Source organism: Gluconobacter sp. Dm-73 (genome assembly GCF_018256215.1).
Taxonomy (GTDB): domain Bacteria; phylum Pseudomonadota; class Alphaproteobacteria; order Acetobacterales; family Acetobacteraceae; genus Gluconobacter; species Gluconobacter cadivus.
In genome coordinates, this window is sequence record NZ_JAERLW010000006.1 from 235,575 (window position 1) to 254,063 (window position 18,489).

Genomic DNA, 18,489 nt, shown 5'->3' on the forward strand with positions numbered 1-18,489 from the left:
ATGTCGAGCCGTACCACGACGATCGACCGCCTGAGCATTGGCGGTTTCAAGAGTTTCGCCGATGAGGTGCGTCTCGATATCCTTCCGGGCCTGACGGGGATTATCGGGCCGAACGGCTGCGGTAAATCCAATGTCGTCGAAGGCCTGCGATGGGCGATGGGCGAAACCTCCGCCCGCGCCCTGCGGGGCGGAGAGCTCGATGATCTGATCTTTGCCGGTACGGGCGCACGCTCGGCCCGCAATATCGCACAGGTCACGCTGCATCTCAGCAATGCGGCAGGTCTGGCGCCCTCGCCGTTTCAGGACGCGGAGGAACTGGAAATCAGCCGCCGGGCCGAACGCGGATCGGGCAGCGAATACCGCATCAACGGCCGCGTCATGCGCGCGCGTGACGTTCAGACCCTGTTTGCCGATCTGGCGTCCGGCGCACGCAGCTCCGCCATCATCAGCCAGAACCGCGTTGGCCAGCTCATCGCCGCCAAGCCCGAGGAACGGCGACTGCTGCTCGAAGAGGCCGCCGGCATCACCGGCCTGCATGCCCGCCGCCACGACGCCGAACTCAAACTCCGCCAGACCGAAACCAATCTCTCCCGCGCCGAAGACCTGCGTCTGCAACTTGAGGAGCGGCTTGCGAGCCTCGAAGGCCAGACGGTTCAGGCCCGGAAATACCGTGAGCTTTCCGAAAAAATCCGCGAGACTGAAACCGCGCTCCATGCCCTGCTTCATGCCCGCGCCAATCTGGCCGTACAGCGCAGCCGGGACGATCTGGCTAAGGCGCACGAAGATCTGAAAAAAGCCGAACGCGCTGCCGAAACCGCGGCCATCGCCGAGTTCGAAGCCCGCAAGGCCGCCCCACAGGCGCGCGAAGAAACCGACCGCCTCCGCAGCACGCTTGAACGGCTGAAAGTACAATCTGAGACCCTGAAACAGGATCTCGACCGCGCCCGACAGGCTGAATCCGAAACACGCCTGCGCCTCGAACAGGCGGAAGGAGATCTGGCCCGAAGTCATGCCAGTCTGACGGCGGACTGGGCGACACAGGAAACGACTGCCGCAGACTGTGAGGCGCTTGAAGCAGAGATAGCTTCGCTCCCGCAACTTCGCTTGGCCTGCAGCGCTGAATGCGAGCGTTTGGACGCGCTCGAAAAGGAGCAGGCGCTTGCGCTGGAAGACGCAATCCGTCTGCGGGATGCCGAAGCCATTCGCAGGGATGCGATGATAGAAGGGCTTGAGGCCCTGACGCTACGGCTCGATACGGAAGCCAGCGCACTCGACGCGATTCAGGCGGAAATCGCTGCGCTGGACGCAACCACGCCTGATGATGCGACGCTAAATGCGCTGCGCCGGAATGCTGCGTCGATGCAGGAACAGTCCGAAGCCGACAGCCGCAGGGAACAAAACTGCATAACGGCCTTGCAGGAGGCACGCCTGAAAGCAGAACTGGACGGACGGGCGCTGACAGACGGCAAAAATCGCCTTCAGACGCTGGAAGCTACGGAAGCCGATCTGGACAGACGCTTGCAAACGACCCAGGCCCAGATCACGCAGGATCGAACAACGCGTGAGACTGCCCAGACTGCTCTTCTGACCGAAGCAGTCAGAGCGGATCTTCAAAAAACCCGCGACGTCACGGCACAGGCCCAGAGCGACGCCCACGCTCAGGAAACGCAGGCAAGGCAGGAGCAGGAACGCCTCGGCACAATCTGGCTGGAAGCCCGTGCGGCAGCCGAGGAAGGCATGCAGCGTCATAAAACGCTGCTGCGGGTCGTCGAACAGAGCCGCCAGACACGCGATCAGGCGCGCCAGAAAGTGCAGATCGCCGCAACGTCGGAGGCGACAGCCCGGACCGCTCTCGTTCCGGAACAAACGGTTCAGGACGTCCGCAATACCGTTACGCAGGCTGAAGGCCGCCTGAAAACCCTTCAGCGGTCTCTTGCGGACGCGGACGCCACCCTCACGACCGCCCGTGAGCGGGAGGCGCAGGCCCGGCAAGAGTTTTCCGCGCTGGAAACGCTGATCCTGCGCACGCAGGGCGAGTGTGAAGGATTGGAGCAGAGTCTCAATGCTGTGGCCGCGCAACCCGACCCGCTTGAAGATGTGCTGGATCTTCCCGCAGACATGGCGCGGGCCGTCGCAGCAGTTCTGGCGGACGGGCTGGATGCCTCTCTCGCTCCGGACCATGTTCCAGCCGATCGGCGTTGGCGGCCGCTAGAGCGGCTTGCGCCTGCGGAACTGCAGAACTGCGTCCGGCTTTCGATATTGGTTCAGGCTCCTGAAGCATTGCAACGCTGTCTGGACGCCGCATTCCTGCTGGATGACGACGCGGCAGGGCCCGAACTGCAAAAAACCCTCCAGCCGGGACAGGTTCTGGTCTGCCGCAGCGGAGCGCTCTGGCGCTGGGATGGCTTCACGCGGTCAGCCGACGCGCCGGATTCCGGTGCGGCCCGACTGGAGCAGCGTCGCCGTCTGACGGACGCCCGCGCGCTTCTTCAGTCTCATCTTGCCTCACAGCCCGCATTGAAAGAAAGTTGTGTCGCAGCCTTGCAGGCCCGCGAGCAGGCCGAAGCTGCCCTGACCACTCTGCGACAGGAACGCGCGACACTCGAACCCAAACTGGCCGAAGCCCGAACCGTCTCGTCACGGATGGAGCAAAAAGCGGCCCTTGCTCTCACGCATTGGGAGCAGGCCAGCGAACGGCTGAAAGACGCGGAAGGCGCGCAGACAGCCGCACAGACCAGCGTCGCGGAGGCAGAAGCCGAACTGGCCGCCCATCCCGATCCCGAGAACCTTCAGGCACAGGCGCGGAACAGCACAAAAGATGCCGAAGCCGCCCGCGAAGCACTCCGCGTGGCGGGAACGAGGCTTGAGGACGCCCGGAATGCCGCCGATACCGCCGCCCGGACGCTGGATCAGGCTCTTCTGCGCCACGACACCACACTGGCGCGTCTGCGGGATCTGGATGAAGCCGTAGCGCGGCTGGAATTGGAACAGGCCCGTCTTGCAGAACAGCGTGCCTCTCTTCAACAGCAGGAAAACCGTCCTGACATTTCCGCCTTGAGGACCGCCGCCGAAACCTCGCAGCAGGCTTTCGATGTGGCACGGTCTGCGGCGGATACAGCAACACAAGCCGCGCGAAAGAGCCGTGAAGACGCCCAGCGTCTGACGCGCGAACTCCAAATGCTGGACCAGACTGCCGCAACGACCCTCGCACGCCGCTCGGCGTTGCAACCGCGCCAGACGGAACTTCAGGCCCTCGTCAGCCGTCTACGGGACGAGCATGCGAAACGAACGGACGAACTGGCGGAACGTCCCGAACCCACGCTGCTGGAACAGGCGGTTCAGGACGCCACGGCCCCGCTCCATGAAACCCGGCACCTTCTGGAAGCGGCCCTTACCGAAAGCGGCCGCCTTTCACTTGAGGACGTTCGCCTGACCGGCGCGCTAACTGCTATCCGCGCCAGACTTGAAGTGCTGGCAAGTCAGATTGCAGCCGGAAACGCCAGCCTTGCGCATCTGCAGGATCGGCGGGACGAACTGCACACCAGCTTCCAGACCGTCAGCGCAGTCCCTGCCGAACTGGAGCGCAAACTTGCCGGACACGACCAGACCCTGACGGACGCCCAGAGCGCTTACGATGCCGCGCGGGCCGCTGATGAGGCCGCTGGAGCAGCCGGGCTTGAAGCACAGGAACAGCGCCGCAACGCCGATCTGGCGCTGGCTGCGGGGCGTGAGGCGATCGCACGTCTGACCGAACGCGCGGAACAGGCTGTTGCCGCCCGAGAGCGCCTGCTGGCCGATAGCGAACCCCCGGAAGGCGGCGCTCAGGGTGCGGCTTATCCGTCCGACCTCTCCGAACAGGCCGAGACCGCGACCCGCCGGCGCCTCTCCCGCCTGACACGCGAGCGCGAAGACCTTGGTGCGGTCAATCTGCGCGCCGAAGCCGAATTCGAGGAAGCCCGCGAGACGGCGGAAACCATCGCCCGCGAGCACGCTGAACTGACGGCTGCCATCAACAGGCTGCGCGGCGGGATTGGCACGATCAACCGCGAAGGACGTGAGCGCCTTCTGGCCGTCTTTTCGGAAGTGGACCGGCATTTCCAGTCCCTGTTCGCCCGGATGTTTGGCGGCGGACGCGCCCATCTGGGTATGGTCGGAAGCGATGACCCGCTGGAAGCCGGGTTGGAAATCTTCGCGCAGCCTCCGGGCAAGAAGCTCTCCACGCTGTCCCTGCTATCGGGTGGCGAACAGGCCCTGACCGCACTGTCGCTGATCTTTGCGACCTTCCGCTGCAATCCGGCCCCGATCTGCGTGCTCGATGAAGTGGACGCGCCGCTCGATGACGCCAATGTGGAGCGGTTCTGTTCGCTCCTGTCCGACATGACCAAGGAAGCCGGAACGCGGTTTCTGGTCGTGACGCATCATCAACTGACGATGGCGCATATGGATCGTCTTTATGGTGTCACGATGCAGGAGCGTGGTGTAAGCCGGGTTCTGTCAGTCGATCTGGGGCGCGCAGCTGCGTTGATGGACGGCTAAGGTCAATTTTCTCAAACAGATAAATTGACCTTGGACCGTTCTGGCCCTTTGATAGAAGGAAAATCAGAAAGCACGCGCCATCTTCGTTGATCCTCCCCTTCCCGACCCTGTCATGACGCGAATCCGTGAACACGGCATTCGCGTGGTGGGGGACGTGCATGGCGATCTGAATGCTTTTCGGCATGCAACGGCGACGGAACGCTTCGTTATCCAGCTCGGAGACCTCGTCGATCACGGGCCGGATAGCGCGGGCGTGATGGAGCTGATGCTCGATCTTCTGGAGCAGCAACGCGGACTTTTCATTCTGGGCAATCATGACCGCAAACTCGGTCGCGCCCTTGAAGGCCGCCGCTTGAGACGCGATCCTCCGCTTGAGGAAACGCTGCGTCAGATCTCGCTGCCGGAATATGACGGCCTTCCCGAACGAATCTACCGGGCGATCGATCAGGCGCCGACATGGCTGCGGATCGGGCGCTCGCTGTTCGTGCATGGAGGGTTTCATACCGCCATGCTGTCCCACTCCCCCGTGCCGGGTCTGGGCGAGATGTCCGCACCCCTGTCCCGTGCTCTTTTTGGAGAAACCACCGGCCGTATGCAGTCGGATGGCTATCCCGAACGCCGCCTGACCTGGATCAACCGCATCCCCGAAGGGATGACGGTCTATGTCGGCCATGACCGCCGTTCGACCGACGGACGCCCTTGGCGCCGGACGGGACGTCTGGGGGGCACGGCCGTCTTTACCGATCTTGGTGCCGGAAAAGGCGGCCATCTTGCATGGATTGATCTGAATGAGCCCTGAGCCTGTGTCTTCTCCTTCCCGCACTCCCGATCCCGCTCTAGCTGAACTCGAACGCCTGCGCGGCAGCATCGACAATATTGATGCCGCCCTGATCCACATGCTTGCGGAACGGTTCCGCTGTACGCAGGAAGTCGGACAGCTCAAGGCCCGCGCCCATCTGCCGCCTGCGGACCCGTCCCGCGAAACACGGCAGATCGAGCGCCTCCGCCAGCTCGCCCGTGACGCGCATCTCGATCCGGATTTCGCCGAAAAGTTTCTGGCCTTCGTTATTCACGAAGTCATCCGCCATCATGAAGCCATCGCCGCCAATGCGCGCAAGGCTTCGGAAGCCTGATGCCCCTGCACCGCCTCCTGCTGCTGCGCCATGCGGAGGCCGTCCCGCACGTCCTGACGGAAGACGGCGACCGCAATCGCGCGCTGACGTCCAGAGGGCGCGAACAGGCCGCGAGCATCGGCAGACAGCTTGCTGCACTCGATCTGCCCGATCCAATACAAATTCTGTGCAGTCCTGCCATCCGTACCCGACAAACGGCTCAGGGCGTACTGGACGCGCTGGATCAGGCGGCTTCAGTCTCAATCGAAGACAGCCTCTATTCCGCAACCCCGGACACCCTCTACGGTCTCGTGCATGCCACATCCGAGACTATACGAACGCTTCTGATCGTCGGGCATAATCCGACCATCGGTGAGTTCGCCTGCGACCTCCTTGGCCCGGCCCTTCAGAATATGCGTTTCTCGGCTCTTTCCCGTGGGTATCCGCTTGCGGGTCTGACGATTCTCGACGTTCCGGGACACTGGCTGGATGTCCGTCCGTCGACCATTCAGCCGGCCACACTTCTTTTGCCCTGAAAGCTCTGTTCAGAGACGCTCTCTGGACACAAAAAACCTTTCAGAGATAAAACGGAATAACATTCTTACATCTTAGGCGGGTTATCTTCTGCATGTCCGAAAATCGTTCCGCGACCCTTTGCCTCGATGGCCTCAGCCGCCAGTTTCCGCTGCTGGAAGGAACGATCGGTCCGGACGTCATGGACATGCGCGCCCTGTCCCAGAAAACGGGCGTGTTTTCCTTCGACCCCGGACTGGGCAGCACCGCCACCTGCACCAGCGCCATCAGCTATATTGACGGTGACAAAGGCGTTCTGCTGCATCGCGGCTATCCGATCGAAGATCTAGCCCTGAATGCGAGCTTCACGGAAACCGCCTATCTGCTGCTTTACGGCGAACTGCCGACGGCCGCGCAGTATCAGGCTTTCAGTAAGGACATGAACACCCACCGGCTGCTGAACGAGCAGATCCGGAACTTCTTCAACGGCTTCCGCCGCGACGCGCATCCCATGGCGATCCTGTGCGGGACCGTGGGCGCTCTATCCGCATTTCATCATGACGGACTGGACATCTCCCAGCCCGAGGCGCGGGATCTTTCCGCCCGGCGTCTGATCGCCAAAGTTCCGACCATCGCGGCCTGGGCTTATAAATACTCCATCGGCGAACCGTTCATCTATCCCGATGAAGACATGTCGTTCTCCGAGAACTTCCTGCACATGCTGTTTGCCCGTCCCGGCAACCATTACCGCGTCAATCCGGTTCTGGCGCGTGCGATGGATCGCATCCTGCTGCTGCATGCCGATCATGAGCAGAACGCCTCCACAACCACTGTAAGGCTCGTCGGTTCAACCGGCGCGAACCCCTATGCCTGCATCGCGGCGGGCATTGCAGCCCTCTGGGGACCTGCGCATGGGGGGGCCAATGAGGCGGCTCTGGGTATGCTGGAATCCATTGGAAGCCGCGACGGCATCCCGGCCTTTCTCAATGAGGTCAAGAACCGCAATTCCGGGGTGCGCCTGATGGGCTTCGGGCATCGCGTCTATAAGAATTTCGACCCGCGGGCGAAAATTCTTCAGGCGACCTGCCACGAAGTCATTGAAGAACTCGGACTCAAGCGTGACCCGCTGCTGGATCTGGCGATGGAGTTGGAGCGTGTGGCGACCGAGGACGATTATTTCGTCAGCCGTCGCCTCTATCCAAATGTGGATTTCTATTCCGGACTGATCCTCAAGGCTCTGGGCATTCCCAAAAGCATGTTCACCGTCCTGTTCGCTGTCGCGCGGACGGTCGGCTGGGTCAGTCAGTGGAAGGAAATGATCGAGGAACCGTCCGTCCGCATCAGCCGCCCTCGACAGCTCTATATCGGTGCGGCGGAGCGGAGTTTCGTCCCGATGAGCGAGAGGAGCTGAGGCTCCTCTCTATAATTCAGCAGTCGCAGCCCGGCGTCTGGCCTCTGGCCTGACGGACGACGTGATGGTCGATCCACTCCGCGACAAGGCGGCGGGCTTCCTTGACGGAAGATTCGGGGTGATGGATGCGGTACAGCGTCGTGCATGCGGCGAAGGCCTGCATGTCCGGCTGGCCGACCTCCCGCAGTTCCTGATAGGCCGTGACAACAGCGCGTTCGCATTTCCGGCCGATCCGGCTGGTCTCTATGCTCACTTCTGATCCTGCCGTAAATGAGAATGAATATCGATATCCCTCCCTAGAACTCCCCGGCCTCCCATGCAAGCGGGAAGATCGGAACAGCCTGTGACACTGACAGGCAGCGGATAAAATTCACACAGTCCAAAAGGGGGCGATATTGCCCCTACCCTTCCCGGCGACAGCCCGGTAAACCACGAGAAAACGACGTCAGCGGAGACAAGCATGACCCAGTTCGCCGAGAGCCCGATGGCGGGCCGCACCCAGTGGGACCGCGACGCGGCCCTCACCACGGCCCGTATCCTGCTTGAGATCAAGGCCATCAACTTCCGCCCGGAAGACCCCTACACCCTGACGTCAGGCTGGAAGTCCCCGGTCTATATTGACTGCCGCAAGATCATTTTCTTTCCGCGTGCGCGTACGAAGATCATGGAACTGGCCGTTGAAAAGATCGGCCGCCATATCGGCTATGAAAGCATTGACGCCGTCGTGGGTGGCGAAACCGCTGGTATTCCGTTCGCCGCCTGGATCGCGGACCGGATGATGACGCCGATGGCCTATGTCCGCAAAAAGCCCAAGGGTTTTGGCCGCAACGCACAGATCGAAGGCGATGTGCCCGAAGGCATGCGCACCCTGCTGGTCGAAGACCTGACGACGGACGGCGCGTCCAAGATCCGATTCGCCAATGCCCTGCGCGATGCGGGAGCCATCGTGAACCACACCTTCGTTGTCTTCTTCTACGGCGTCTTCCCTGGCGCTCACAAAACGCTGGCGGATATGGACATTTCGCTCCATGCGCTTTGCACCTGGTGGGACGTGCTGGAAGCCTGTGCGGGCGAGAACTACTTCTCTGAAAAAGACAGCGCCGAGGTCCGCCGCTTCCTCGAAGATCCGTGTGGCTGGTCGAAGAAGCATGGCGGCGTGAGCAGCGCGGAAGAGGCACTGGCTCTCAAGGCCAAAGCTGAAGCCTGATGGAGACTGGCGCATCCGTGCCAGCAGGCCGGAGTCTGGTTTTTGACTCCGGCATTGGAGGGATGGGCGTCGTGCAGGCCCTGCGCGATCTCCTTCCCGCTCTTCATATCGACTACCTCGCCGATACGGCGCTCTTTCCCTATGGCGAACAGCCGGATGACCTGCTGACAGCGCGTATCGTTAGCCTGCTGGTCGCGGCCTGCAACGATCTCCAACCCGATGTGCTGATCATTGCGTGCAATACCGCCAGTACGATCGCCCTCCCCGCCCTGCGTGCACGACTCAACATCCCGGTGGTCGGATGCGTCCCCCCCATCCGCTGGGCCGGGCGGGTTTCGGAAACCCGCGTGATCGGCCTGCTTTCGACCTCCGCCACTGCACGACGCCCCTACACCCTTCGGCTCCATCAGGAATTTGCTGCGGATTGCCGTCTGATTACTCATGGCGCGCGCAGGCTGGCTGATCTGGCGGAACGTGCTTTTCTGGGTGAGGTTATTGCGGATACGGACATTCAGCACGAACTGGACTGCCTGTTCGGGCAGCCTTATGGCAGCGAACTTGATACGGTCGGGCTGGGCTGTACCCACTACACCTTTCTGATGGATGCTTTCCAGCGTCTCTCACCGAAGGACGTCCGCTGGCTGGACCCTGCTTCCGCCGTCGCGCGACAGGTCGGAACCGTCCTTCAGACAGTGTCCTACGGCGCAGAAGCAGCGCAGAAAGGCCGCTTCCTGATGACCCGGCTGCCGCATACTGCGCCGGGGCTTGAAGCCGCCGCCGCAAGGCTCGGCTTCAGGAAGTGGGAGTTGCTCACCGCCCCCGTTCCGCCCATGACAGCGGACAGCTGAAAAGCCCCCGCCCGATCAGGCAGGGGCTAACACGCTTCAGCGGGCGCGATCGACGGTGTACTGGACCGTCTCCGTCATCAGACGACGCAGTTCACTGTCCGGGAAAATGGACAGCGCTTCGACGGCCTCGGCGGCATAGACCTGCGCGCGGGCGATGGTCGTGGCAATCGCGCCGGTCTTCTCGATCAGGGCCAGTGCGTGCGGCAGGTCAGCTTCCGTCTGCTCGCCCTTTTCGATGACACGCTCCCAGAACGCCCGGTCTTCGGGAGAACCCGCTTCATAGGCGGCCAGAACCGGCAGCGTGATCTTGCCCTCGCGCATGTCGTCGCCAACGGTCTTGCCCAGAACCTGCTGATCGGCAGCATAGTCGAGCGCATCGTCCACCAACTGGAACGCCATGCCCAGATTGGTGCCGAAACAGTCCAGTGCGACTTCTTCCGCTTCGGGACGATCGGCAACGACCGCGCCGACGCGGCAGGCTGCCGCGAACAGGGCTGCCGTCTTGCCGTGAATGACTTCCAGATAACGCTCAACCGGCGTGGAAAGGTCGTTCTGCGTCACCATCTGAAGGACTTCGCCCTCAGCAATCGTCGCCGAAGCATCGGACAGGATCGCCATGACCTTGAGCGAGCCATCGGCCGTCATCAGCTGGAAGGAGCGTGCGAACAGGAAGTCGCCCACCAGAACGGACGCCTTGTTGCCAAAAACCGCATTGGCCGACGCCAGCCCACGACGCAGATTGCTCTCATCGACCACGTCATCGTGAAGCAGCGTTGCGGTGTGGATGAACTCCACACAGGCTGCCAGTCCGACATGACGCTGGTTTTCAGGAGTCGACTGATAGCCACACAGGCGGGAGGCAGCGAGCGTCAGCAGCGGCCGCAGGCGCTTGCCACCCGCTGCAACAAGATGAGCGCCAAGCTGTGGAATGAGTGGGACCGGGCTCTCCATCCGCGCGATAATGGCGCGGTTGCAGGCCTGCATGTCCTGTTCCAGATAGGCGGACAGAGCGGAAAGGGCGCTCTCGCTCCCTGCATCCCTGAGCACAGCTTTATCAACGGTCGCAGAAACGTCCGGTGCGGCAGAATCCAAGGGTCATTACTCCAGTTCCCGCAACGGCTCCGGGGGCTGGCCCAGGAGCGCACGGGCACGATATGATGTGGCGTAGCCCGTTCTTTCTCTCCTGTCGCGACAAGAACGAACGGACCATGTAACGCCGGACGACAGGTTGGAAAGACCATATGAGCGGCAGCAGGAAGACGGTCAACCCATTGCCCCCTCCGAACATCTTCTCCGGGCATGCATTTTCCGCTCCCGGTCCCACCCGCGAAGAAGGATCGCTACTGGGAGGGCGCGTGCGATACGACCAGTTCACCGAAGGTTACAGGACGGGCCTGGAACCTGTTCTCATGGCGGCCTCCATTCCGGCAAAAACTGGCGAAACGGTTCTGGAAGCGGGTTGTGGGGCTGGAGCAGCCCTGTTGTGCCTCACCGCGCGCCTTCCGAGGGTTCGTGGATTCGGGCTGGAAGCCGATCCGGAAACTCTGGCACTGGCCGAGCGCAATATCCGCGCCAATGCTGATCCCGACGGTGCAACGCGGATTCAGGTGGTCCACGCCCATCTGCCCGACATCCCCAAAAGCCTGCGCGCCCTCACACCAACCGCCAATGGTCGTTTTCATCATGTGATGGCCAACCCACCCTGGCATAGCCCGCACGGCACGCCCTCTCCCGACAACCGACGCCGCCTCGCCCTGAGTGCGGAGACGACAGCACCGGAAGACTGGGCGCGCGCGCTGACAAAGTGGGTTCTGCCGGGCGGAACGCTGACATTCGTCCTGTCAGCCGCCAGTGCGGACAGGATCTGTCGAACTTTACTGGAAAATGGGTGTGGCTCGATCCAGTTCTATCCCTTCTGGCCACGAGCGGGCCGCGAAGCGAAGCTGGTTCTGGTCCGCGCCGTTTATAGCGGACGGGGGATCTTCCGGCTTCGGGCCGGACTGGTTCTGCATGAAGCAGACGGGCGTTTCACCGCCGCCGCAGAGCGCGTTCTGAGAGACGGAGAAGCCCTGCCTGAAAGTCAGGACCTCTCCAGACCCTGTTTTTAGCTGAAAACGTTACCTTCGAACGCTTCTTCCCATGTGCCGGAGGTGGAGGCACGGGAATATTCGGTCGAACGGTTCTCGAAGAAATTGGCGTGTTCGACGGCGTTGAGCATGTCGTCGATCCACGGCAGCGGATTGCTTTCCTGCCCATAGACCGGATCCAGCCCAAGCTGTGTCAGGCGACGATCGGCGATGAAGCGGATATAGGCCTTTACGTCATCGGACGACATGCCCTCGACCGGGCCCATCTCGAACGCCAGATCGATGAACGCATCTTCATGCTCGACCGTCGTGCGGCAGACCTGCGTCAGTTCCTCGCGGAAATCGGCGGTCCACAGTTCCGGGTTTTCGCGGATGAACGTGCGGAACAGGCGGATCATGGACAGGCAGTGCAGCGTCTCGTCACGCACCGACCAGGACACGATCTGCCCCATGCCCTTGAGCTTGTTGAAGCGCGGGAAGTTCAGCAGAATCGCGAAGGACGCGAAAAGCTGGAGGCCTTCCATAAACGCCCCGAAGGCGGCCATGGTCTTGGCGATTTCACGCTTGCTGTCGATGTTGAACGACTGCATGAAATCGTATTTGTCCTTCATCTCCTTGTATTTCAGGAAGGCCGAATACTCGGTCTCGGGCATCCCGATGGTATCAAGAAGATGGGAATACGCGGCGATGTGGATCGTCTCAATGTTCGAAAACGACGACAGCATCATCAGCACTTCAGTCGGTTTGAAGACCTGACTGTAATACTTCATGTACGCAGAATTCACTTCCACGTCGGCCTGCGTGAAGAAGCGGAAAATCTGCGTCACCAGATGCTGTTCTGCTGCCGTCAGCGTCCGGTGCCAGTCCTTCACGTCATCAGCCAGCGGCACTTCTTCGGGCAGCCAGTGGACGCGCTGCTGGGTCAGCCAGGCGTCATAGGCCCAAGGATAGCGGAAGGGCTTGTAGACCGGATTAGCGGTCATCAGGTCGAAATGCTGCTCGTCCGGCGTGCCGGAGATCGGGGTGGTGTCGCTCATGATCGCGTCCTTTCACGTCCCGCCATTACTGGCAGGACAGGCACTCTTCGTAATCGCCGCTGCTCATTTCGCCGCGAGGGGCGGCCTGAGCCGTGGCTTCGTATTTTTCGTCTTCCAGAATGTCGCTTTTTACCGCCAGCGTGGACACCGCATCGGCGCGCTGCACAGATAGGGAGCGGCAGTAGTAAAGGGATTTCAAGCCCTTCTTCCACGCCTGAAAATGGATTTGATGCAGGTCACGCTTATGTACATCGGCTGGCAGGAACAGATTGACCGACTGCGCCTGACAGATGAACGGTGCGCGATCTGCGGCATGTTCTACGACCCAGCGTTGGTCGAGTTCGAACGCCGTTTTGAACACGTCCTTCTCATCCTGCGTCAGGAAGTCGAGGTTTTGCACCGAGCCCTTGTTCAGCGTGATCGCCGACCAGACTTCATCCGTGTCCTGCCCACGCTCTTCCAGAATTTTCTTCAGGTGGCGGTTGCGCACCGAGAACGAGCCCGACAGCGTTTTCTGCAGGAACACATTGGCGCTGATCGGCTCAATGCCGGGGCTGGCATTGCCCGTGATGATCGAAATCGAGGCCGTCGGCGCGATGGCGAGCTTATGCGAGAAGCGCTCCATAAAGCCGTATTCCTCGGCATCCGGGCACGGACCACGCAGTTCTGCCAGATGCTTCGACGCAGCATCGGCCTGCTTGCGGATATATTCGAAAATCTTCCGGTTCCAGACCTTCGCCATCACGGACTCGAACGGGATCATCCGGGCCTGCAGGAATGAGTGAAAACCCATTACGCCTAGCCCGACCGAACGCTCACGCGCAGCGGCGTATTTGGCACGCGCCATGTCATCCGGAGCGCGGTCGATGAAGTCCTGCAACACGTTGTCGAGGAACAGCATGACGTCCTCGATGAACTGCGGATCATCCTTCCATTCGTCCCAGGTCTCGAGATTGAGCGAGGACAGGCAGCAGACAGCCGTGCGGTTCTTGCCGTGATGATCGATGCCGGTCGGCAGGGTGATCTCGGCGCAGAGATTGGAGGTCTTCACTTCCAGACCAGCCAGCTTGTGATGCTCGGGCCGCGCACGGTTCACATGATCGGAATAGATGATGTAGGGCTCGCCCTGCTCCATCCGGGCCGTCAGGATCCGGATCCACAAACCGCGCGCCGAAACTTTGCGGATCGTGCTGTGATCCTTCGGCGACAGCAGCGCCCATTCTTCGTCGTTTTCCACAGCACGCATGAACGCATCGGTCACGAGCACGCCGTGATGCAGGTTCAGGGCCTTGCGGTTCGGATCACCACCCGTCGGGCGGCGCATCTCGACGAATTCTTCCACTTCCGGATGCCAGACGGGCAGATACACCGCCGCTGAACCACGACGGAGCGAACCCTGCGAGATGGCCAGCGTCAGGCTGTCCATGACGCGAATGAAGGGAATGACGCCGGAGGTCTTGCCGTTGCGACCGATATTTTCGCCGATGGACCGCAGATTGCCCCAGTAAGACCCGATGCCGCCGCCCTTGGACGCCAGCCAGACGTTCTCGTTCCACAGCCCCACGATTCCCTCGAGGCTGTCTTCGGCCTCGTTCAGGAAGCAGGAAATCGGCAGACCGCGCTCGGTTCCGCCATTGGACAGAACGGGCGTGGCCGGCATGAACCAGTGGCGGGAAATGTAGTCGTAAATCCGCTGCGCATGACCCGCATCCGCGCCGTAATAGGAGGCGACGCGGGCGAAAAGTGACTGATAGTCCTCACCCGGCAGCAGGTAACGATTGTTGAGTGTCGCCTTGCCGAAATCCGTCAGCAGGGAATCGCGCGAACGATCGACGCGTACGGCATGATGGCCCGGAAGCTGCACCACATCGTCGAACATGTCCGCCGAATTGGCATCTCCGGGAATCGGCGTCTCGCCCACAGGATGGTCGGAAAGCGGACGCACATCATGCGGTCGGTCGGACTGATCGGACACGTCCATCGTCACGTCATGAAGGGTCATTCGCTCTCTCCGCAGGGCATCTATTTTCGAAATCTTGAGCACTCATTTCCATCACTCCGAACCCGATCGCAAGCACGAAGTTCGCTTGCAAAATCGAAAGAGCTGTGAATTTGAACCATCCCATATCTAGGGAAGGAATTCGTTAATGCCCCTAGATATAGTGCCGATCGCAGAAAACTGCCCCTAAGCGTTGTTATCCCAAGAGTTTTCCCCCGAGGTGTTTTCCCGGTGTGTGATAGCGGTCACAGGGTTGGGAAATTTGGTGAACATCGTGTCGGGCAACGATCCGAACGGCATCGCGTTTGAGGTACGAAACCCACATTGCGAAAGAGCTCATCATGACCATCAAAAAGACAGCCTCAGCCCACTGGACCGGCGGTCTCAAGGACGGCAAAGGCACGATTTCCACCCAGAGCGGCGCTCTGCATGACCAGCCTTACGGCTTCAACACCCGCTTTGAAGACAAGCCCGGCACGAACCCCGAGGAACTGCTCGGTGCGGCCCATGCCGGGTGTTTCACGATGGCGCTGTCCATGATGCTGGAACAGGCTGGCTTTAAAGCCGAGTCACTGGAAACGAAGGCGACCATCTCACTGGACAAGTCCGGCGAAGGCTTTGCCATCACCCAGTCTCATCTCACGTTGCGCGGCAAGGTTCCGGGTGCGTCCGAGACCCAGTTTCTCGACATTGCGAACAAAGCCAAGGCGGGTTGCCCGCTGTCGCAGGTCATCAAGGCGAACATCACGCTGGATGCCACCCTCGAACACTAAAACGTCGTGTGCTGGCGGGGGTCTAACGGCCCCAGCCACATTGCGCATGATCGCGCAGCAGATGGTCGGCCAGTACGCAGGCCATCATCGCTTCCGCCACAGGAACGGCGCGGATTCCGATACAGGGATCATGCCGCCCCTTGGTCATCACTTCGACAGACTCGCCATCGCGCGTAATGCTGGGAACGGGCGTGAGGATCGAACTGGTCGGTTTAATCGCAAAACGCGCCACGATGGGCTGCCCTGTGGAAATACCGCCCAGAATGCCACCGGCATGGTTGGACGCGAACTGTGGCCCCGGCGAAATCGGATCGGCATTCTGCTCGCCACGGAGGGCGGCCACGGCAAAACCATCCCCGATCTCGACGCCCTTGACGCCATTGATACCCATCATGGCGCCCGCCAGATCGGCATCCAGCTTGCCATAAACCGGCGCACCGAGTCCGGCGGGCAGACCTTCGGCAACAACCTCAACCGTCGCGCCGATGGACGAACCCTCTTTGCGAACGGAGTCGAGCAGAGCCTCCCACGAGCCCACGGAACCCGCATCGGGACACCAGAGCGGATTGCGCTCCACCTCGTCCCAGTCCCAGCGGGACGGATCGATGGTCTGACCACCAATGCCGGTCAGGGCCGCGCGGATTTTCACGTCCTCCCCCACCAGCGTTTTCAGCAAAACGCGCGCCACGGCACCCGCTGCAACACGCATGGCCGTCTCGCGCGCCGAAGAGCGCCCGCCTCCGCGATAGTCACGGATGCCGTATTTCATGTCGTAAGCGATGTCAGCGTGACCGGGGCGATACCGGGTTGCGATATCGCCGTAATCCTTCGACCGCTGATCGGTATTTTCGATCATCAGCGAAATGGGGGTGCCGGTCGTCTGGCCTTCAAACACGCCCGACAGGATGCGGACCTGATCCGCCTCCCGGCGCTGCGTGGTAAAGCGGGACTGTCCCGGACGACGACGGTCGAGCCAGGGCTGGATGTCCTCTTCGGACAGCTTCAGGCGGGGCGGACAGCCATCGATGACGCAGCCTATGGCTGGTCCGTGGCTCTCACCCCAGGTGGTGACGCGAAAGAGCTTCCCGAAGCTGTTGTCCGACATGTCAGGTCCCGGAGCCAACCGCTGCGATATCCGGTGCGTCCGGGTTCTTCATGCCGACCGTGTGGTAGCCGCAATCCACATGATGGATTTCGCCCGTCACGCCGCTGGACAGGTCGGAGAGCAGGTACATGCCCGAACCACCGACATCCTTGAGCGTCACGTTGCGCTCCATCGGAGCGTTGAGCTGGTTCCAGCGCAGGATGTAGCGGAAATCGCTGATCCCGTTGGCGGCCAGCGTCATGATCGGACCGGCGGAGATGCCGTTGACGCGGATATCGTCGCGGCCCAGATCGGCGGCCATGTAACGTACGGAGGCTTCCAGAGCCGCCTTGGCTACGCCCATCACATTATAGTGCGGCATGACGCGCTCGGCACCGAGATAGGTCATGCTCAGGAACGATCCGCCCGGATTCATCATCGCGGATGCACGACGGGCGACGGCCACGAAGGAATAACAGGAAATGTCCATAGCCTGCAGGAAGGCATCGCGCGGCGTGTCGATATAGCGGCCGCGGAGATACTGCTTGTCCGCAAAAGCAATGGCGTGGAGCACGAAGTCGATCTTGCCCCAGACCTTCTCAATCTCGTCGAACGTGGTGTTGATGGCGTCGTCATCGCTGACGTCACAGGAGATGACGAGTTCGGACCCGACACTCTCGGCCAGCGGACGGACACGCTTGCCCAGCGCCTCACCCTGATAGGTGAAAGCAAGTTCCGCACCCTGTGCCGCGCAGGCACTGGCAATGGCCCAGGCAATCGAGTTCTTGTTGGCGACACCCATGATCACACCGCGCTTGCCCTTCATGAGGGTTCCGGTCACGGGTGCCGGGATATTGTCTTCCGTTTCAGACATGGTGATTTCCTGAATCGCGTTGGCGTATTGAGGGTGGTGGTTGCACAAGCGCCCGTTACAGACAAGACTTTGCGACGATTGCCCGGTTTTTTGCCTTCTGACAGGACATTAAGGCATCACTCCGGCGCGACGACGGTTCCTGAGCGTTTTCAGGAAACGAGCATTCTTTCAGTCATCCAGATGTCGCCGTCGGATATTGGAGCCATGGATTTTTCCGACAACAGGAATGCGCCTGACGCAACCCTGCTGCGTTACCATCCGCAAACGCCACTCCAATGAGCCGCGCGATAGCTGCAACGCGTCAGTCGCGTTATGACTACAGATCAAGCGGCCCTGCACCGGTCCGTCAGCCGATCTCGCTTCCAAGGAGCCCCCGATGTCCGACCTCCCCCTGATTGATCTGAAGGCCGATCCCTTCGCCCTGTTCGCAGCCTGGATGTCGGATGCAAAGGCCGCCGAGCCAAACGATCCCAACGCCATGGCCGTCGCCACCTCAACGCCTGACGGGCATCCGTCCGTGCGGATGCTGCTGCTCAAGGGCGTGGATGAGCGGGGCTTTGTTTTCTACACCAATCTGGACAGCCGCAAGGGCGGTGAACTGCGCGCTAATCCGCACGCCGCTCTGCTGTTTCACTGGAAGTCCGTTCGCCGTCAGGTCCGGATCGAGGGGCCAGTCGAAGCCGTTACTGCAGCCGAAGCCGATGCCTATTTCGCTAGCCGCTCCCGCATGTCGCGCCTCGGAGCCATTGCCTCCGACCAGTCCCGCCCGCTCGACGAGCGCAGCACATTCGAGGAGCGCCTGAAGGCCGCGGACGAAAAATATGGCGACGGCCTGATCCCCCGTCCCGCCAACTGGTCCGGTTTCCGCGTTCTGCCTGAGGCCATCGAATTCTGGCAGGACCGTCCCTATCGGCTGCATGATCGTGCTGTGTGGACGCGTGATGGAAACCAATGGAACGTCACACGACTTTATCCGTAAATACATCATAACGACGTCACAAAATTACG

Annotated in this window: 16 protein-coding genes; 10 read left to right on the forward strand and 6 right to left on the reverse strand. The window is 61.3% G+C overall.

Annotation, left to right across the window (positions count from 1 at the left end; all coding sequences use genetic code 11):
* The 5 genes from JK176_RS08360 to JK176_RS08380 all read left to right on the forward strand — a co-directional run bounded on the left by JK176_RS08360 (position 1) and on the right by JK176_RS08380 (position 7,572).
* Complete coding sequence (locus JK176_RS08360; protein WP_211587428.1) at positions 1–4,536, forward strand: AAA family ATPase; 4,536 nt, start codon at positions 1–3, stop codon at positions 4,534–4,536.
* A gap of 112 nt (positions 4,537–4,648) precedes the next feature.
* Entirely contained in the window at positions 4,649–5,335 is a 687-nt protein-coding gene (locus tag JK176_RS08365) for a metallophosphoesterase (RefSeq protein ID WP_211574223.1), read from the forward strand.
* Positions 5,325–5,669, forward strand: coding sequence for a chorismate mutase (locus JK176_RS08370; protein ID WP_099285138.1), 345 nt, complete (start codon positions 5,325–5,327; stop codon positions 5,667–5,669). The genes JK176_RS08365 and JK176_RS08370 overlap by 11 nt, the downstream gene beginning before the upstream one ends.
* Positions 5,669–6,184, forward strand: coding sequence for a histidine phosphatase family protein (locus JK176_RS08375; RefSeq protein ID WP_211587429.1), 516 nt, complete (start codon positions 5,669–5,671; stop codon positions 6,182–6,184). Before JK176_RS08370 ends, JK176_RS08375 begins: the two co-directional genes overlap by 1 nt.
* A 92-nt stretch (positions 6,185–6,276) precedes the next feature.
* The gene (locus JK176_RS08380) at positions 6,277–7,572 is read left to right on the forward strand and encodes a citrate synthase (RefSeq protein WP_211587430.1); all 1,296 of its coding nucleotides are present in this window, start codon (positions 6,277–6,279) and stop codon (positions 7,570–7,572) included.
* Between the two features lie 16 nt (positions 7,573–7,588).
* Here JK176_RS08380 and JK176_RS08385 read toward each other — a convergent pair whose 3' ends face one another.
* A complete protein-coding gene (locus JK176_RS08385) occupies positions 7,589–7,825 on the reverse strand; it encodes a hypothetical protein (RefSeq protein WP_024716776.1) in 237 nt (78 codons plus the stop codon).
* A gap of 207 nt (positions 7,826–8,032) precedes the next feature.
* On the opposite strand from JK176_RS08385, the gene JK176_RS08390 reads away from it, so the two are divergent.
* Together JK176_RS08390 and murI are read left to right on the forward strand one after the other, a co-directional pair.
* Positions 8,033–8,779, forward strand: a complete 747-nt coding sequence (locus JK176_RS08390; RefSeq protein ID WP_211587431.1) for an orotate phosphoribosyltransferase — start codon at positions 8,033–8,035, stop codon at positions 8,777–8,779.
* Positions 8,779–9,627 carry a glutamate racemase gene (gene murI / locus JK176_RS08395; RefSeq protein ID WP_211587432.1) on the forward strand — a complete coding sequence of 283 codons (849 nt, stop codon included), beginning with the start codon at positions 8,779–8,781 and terminating at the stop codon, positions 9,625–9,627. Before JK176_RS08390 ends, murI begins: the two co-directional genes overlap by 1 nt.
* 36 nt (positions 9,628–9,663) lie before the next feature.
* Here murI and JK176_RS08400 read toward each other — a convergent pair whose 3' ends face one another.
* A complete protein-coding gene (locus JK176_RS08400; protein WP_249194342.1) occupies positions 9,664–10,719 on the reverse strand; it encodes a polyprenyl synthetase family protein in 1,056 nt (351 codons plus the stop codon).
* A gap of 149 nt (positions 10,720–10,868) precedes the next feature.
* On the opposite strand from JK176_RS08400, the gene JK176_RS08405 reads away from it, so the two are divergent.
* Positions 10,869–11,735, forward strand: a complete 867-nt coding sequence (locus tag JK176_RS08405) for a tRNA1(Val) (adenine(37)-N6)-methyltransferase (protein ID WP_211587433.1) — start codon at positions 10,869–10,871, stop codon at positions 11,733–11,735.
* Here JK176_RS08405 and JK176_RS08410 read toward each other — a convergent pair.
* Positions 11,732–12,751 carry a ribonucleotide-diphosphate reductase subunit beta gene (locus JK176_RS08410; protein ID WP_211574218.1) on the reverse strand — a complete coding sequence of 340 codons (1,020 nt, stop codon included), beginning with the start codon at positions 12,749–12,751 and terminating at the stop codon, positions 11,732–11,734. The two genes, JK176_RS08405 and JK176_RS08410, sit on opposite strands and share 4 nt — an antisense overlap.
* Before the next feature lie 25 nt (positions 12,752–12,776).
* Positions 12,777–14,753: a ribonucleoside-diphosphate reductase subunit alpha gene (locus JK176_RS08415; RefSeq protein WP_194261441.1), complete on the reverse strand. Its 1,977-nt coding sequence runs from the start codon at positions 14,751–14,753 to the stop codon at positions 12,777–12,779.
* A 338-nt stretch (positions 14,754–15,091) separates the two neighbouring features.
* Between JK176_RS08415 and JK176_RS08420 the strand changes: the two genes are divergently transcribed.
* Positions 15,092–15,523: an OsmC family protein gene (locus JK176_RS08420; protein ID WP_211587434.1), complete on the forward strand. Its 432-nt coding sequence runs from the start codon at positions 15,092–15,094 to the stop codon at positions 15,521–15,523.
* 22 nt (positions 15,524–15,545) lie between these two features.
* Here the strand turns inward: JK176_RS08420 and aroC are convergent, their stop codons facing one another.
* A complete protein-coding gene (aroC, locus tag JK176_RS08425) occupies positions 15,546–16,628 on the reverse strand; it encodes a chorismate synthase (protein ID WP_211587435.1) in 1,083 nt (360 codons plus the stop codon).
* Between the two features lies 1 nt (position 16,629).
* Positions 16,630–17,481: an enoyl-ACP reductase FabI gene (gene fabI, locus JK176_RS08430; protein WP_099285158.1), complete on the reverse strand. Its 852-nt coding sequence runs from the start codon at positions 17,479–17,481 to the stop codon at positions 16,630–16,632.
* 376 nt (positions 17,482–17,857) lie between these two features.
* Between fabI and pdxH the strand changes: the two genes are divergently transcribed.
* The gene (gene pdxH, locus JK176_RS08435; RefSeq protein ID WP_211587436.1) at positions 17,858–18,460 is read left to right on the forward strand and encodes a pyridoxamine 5'-phosphate oxidase; all 603 of its coding nucleotides are present in this window, start codon (positions 17,858–17,860) and stop codon (positions 18,458–18,460) included.
* Positions 18,461–18,489 lie beyond the last annotated feature (29 nt).

Coding starts and splice junctions, on each gene's coding strand:
- JK176_RS08415 (WP_194261441.1), bottom strand. CDS start 14,753: ATGACCCTTCATGACGTGACGATGGACGTGTCCGATCAGTCCGACCGA.
- JK176_RS08375 (WP_211587429.1), top strand. CDS start 5,669: ATGCCCCTGCACCGCCTCCTGCTGCTGCGCCATGCGGAGGCCGTCCCG.
- murI (WP_211587432.1), top strand. CDS start 8,779: ATGGAGACTGGCGCATCCGTGCCAGCAGGCCGGAGTCTGGTTTTTGAC.
- JK176_RS08405 (WP_211587433.1), top strand. CDS start 10,869: ATGAGCGGCAGCAGGAAGACGGTCAACCCATTGCCCCCTCCGAACATC.
- JK176_RS08410 (WP_211574218.1), bottom strand. CDS start 12,751: ATGAGCGACACCACCCCGATCTCCGGCACGCCGGACGAGCAGCATTTC.
- pdxH (WP_211587436.1), top strand. CDS start 17,858: ATGTCCGACCTCCCCCTGATTGATCTGAAGGCCGATCCCTTCGCCCTG.
- JK176_RS08370 (WP_099285138.1), top strand. CDS start 5,325: ATGAGCCCTGAGCCTGTGTCTTCTCCTTCCCGCACTCCCGATCCCGCT.
- aroC (WP_211587435.1), bottom strand. CDS start 16,628: ATGTCGGACAACAGCTTCGGGAAGCTCTTTCGCGTCACCACCTGGGGT.
- JK176_RS08360 (WP_211587428.1), top strand. CDS start 1: ATGTCGAGCCGTACCACGACGATCGACCGCCTGAGCATTGGCGGTTTC.
- JK176_RS08365 (WP_211574223.1), top strand. CDS start 4,649: ATGACGCGAATCCGTGAACACGGCATTCGCGTGGTGGGGGACGTGCAT.
- JK176_RS08380 (WP_211587430.1), top strand. CDS start 6,277: ATGTCCGAAAATCGTTCCGCGACCCTTTGCCTCGATGGCCTCAGCCGC.
- JK176_RS08390 (WP_211587431.1), top strand. CDS start 8,033: ATGACCCAGTTCGCCGAGAGCCCGATGGCGGGCCGCACCCAGTGGGAC.
- JK176_RS08420 (WP_211587434.1), top strand. CDS start 15,092: ATGACCATCAAAAAGACAGCCTCAGCCCACTGGACCGGCGGTCTCAAG.
- fabI (WP_099285158.1), bottom strand. CDS start 17,481: ATGTCTGAAACGGAAGACAATATCCCGGCACCCGTGACCGGAACCCTC.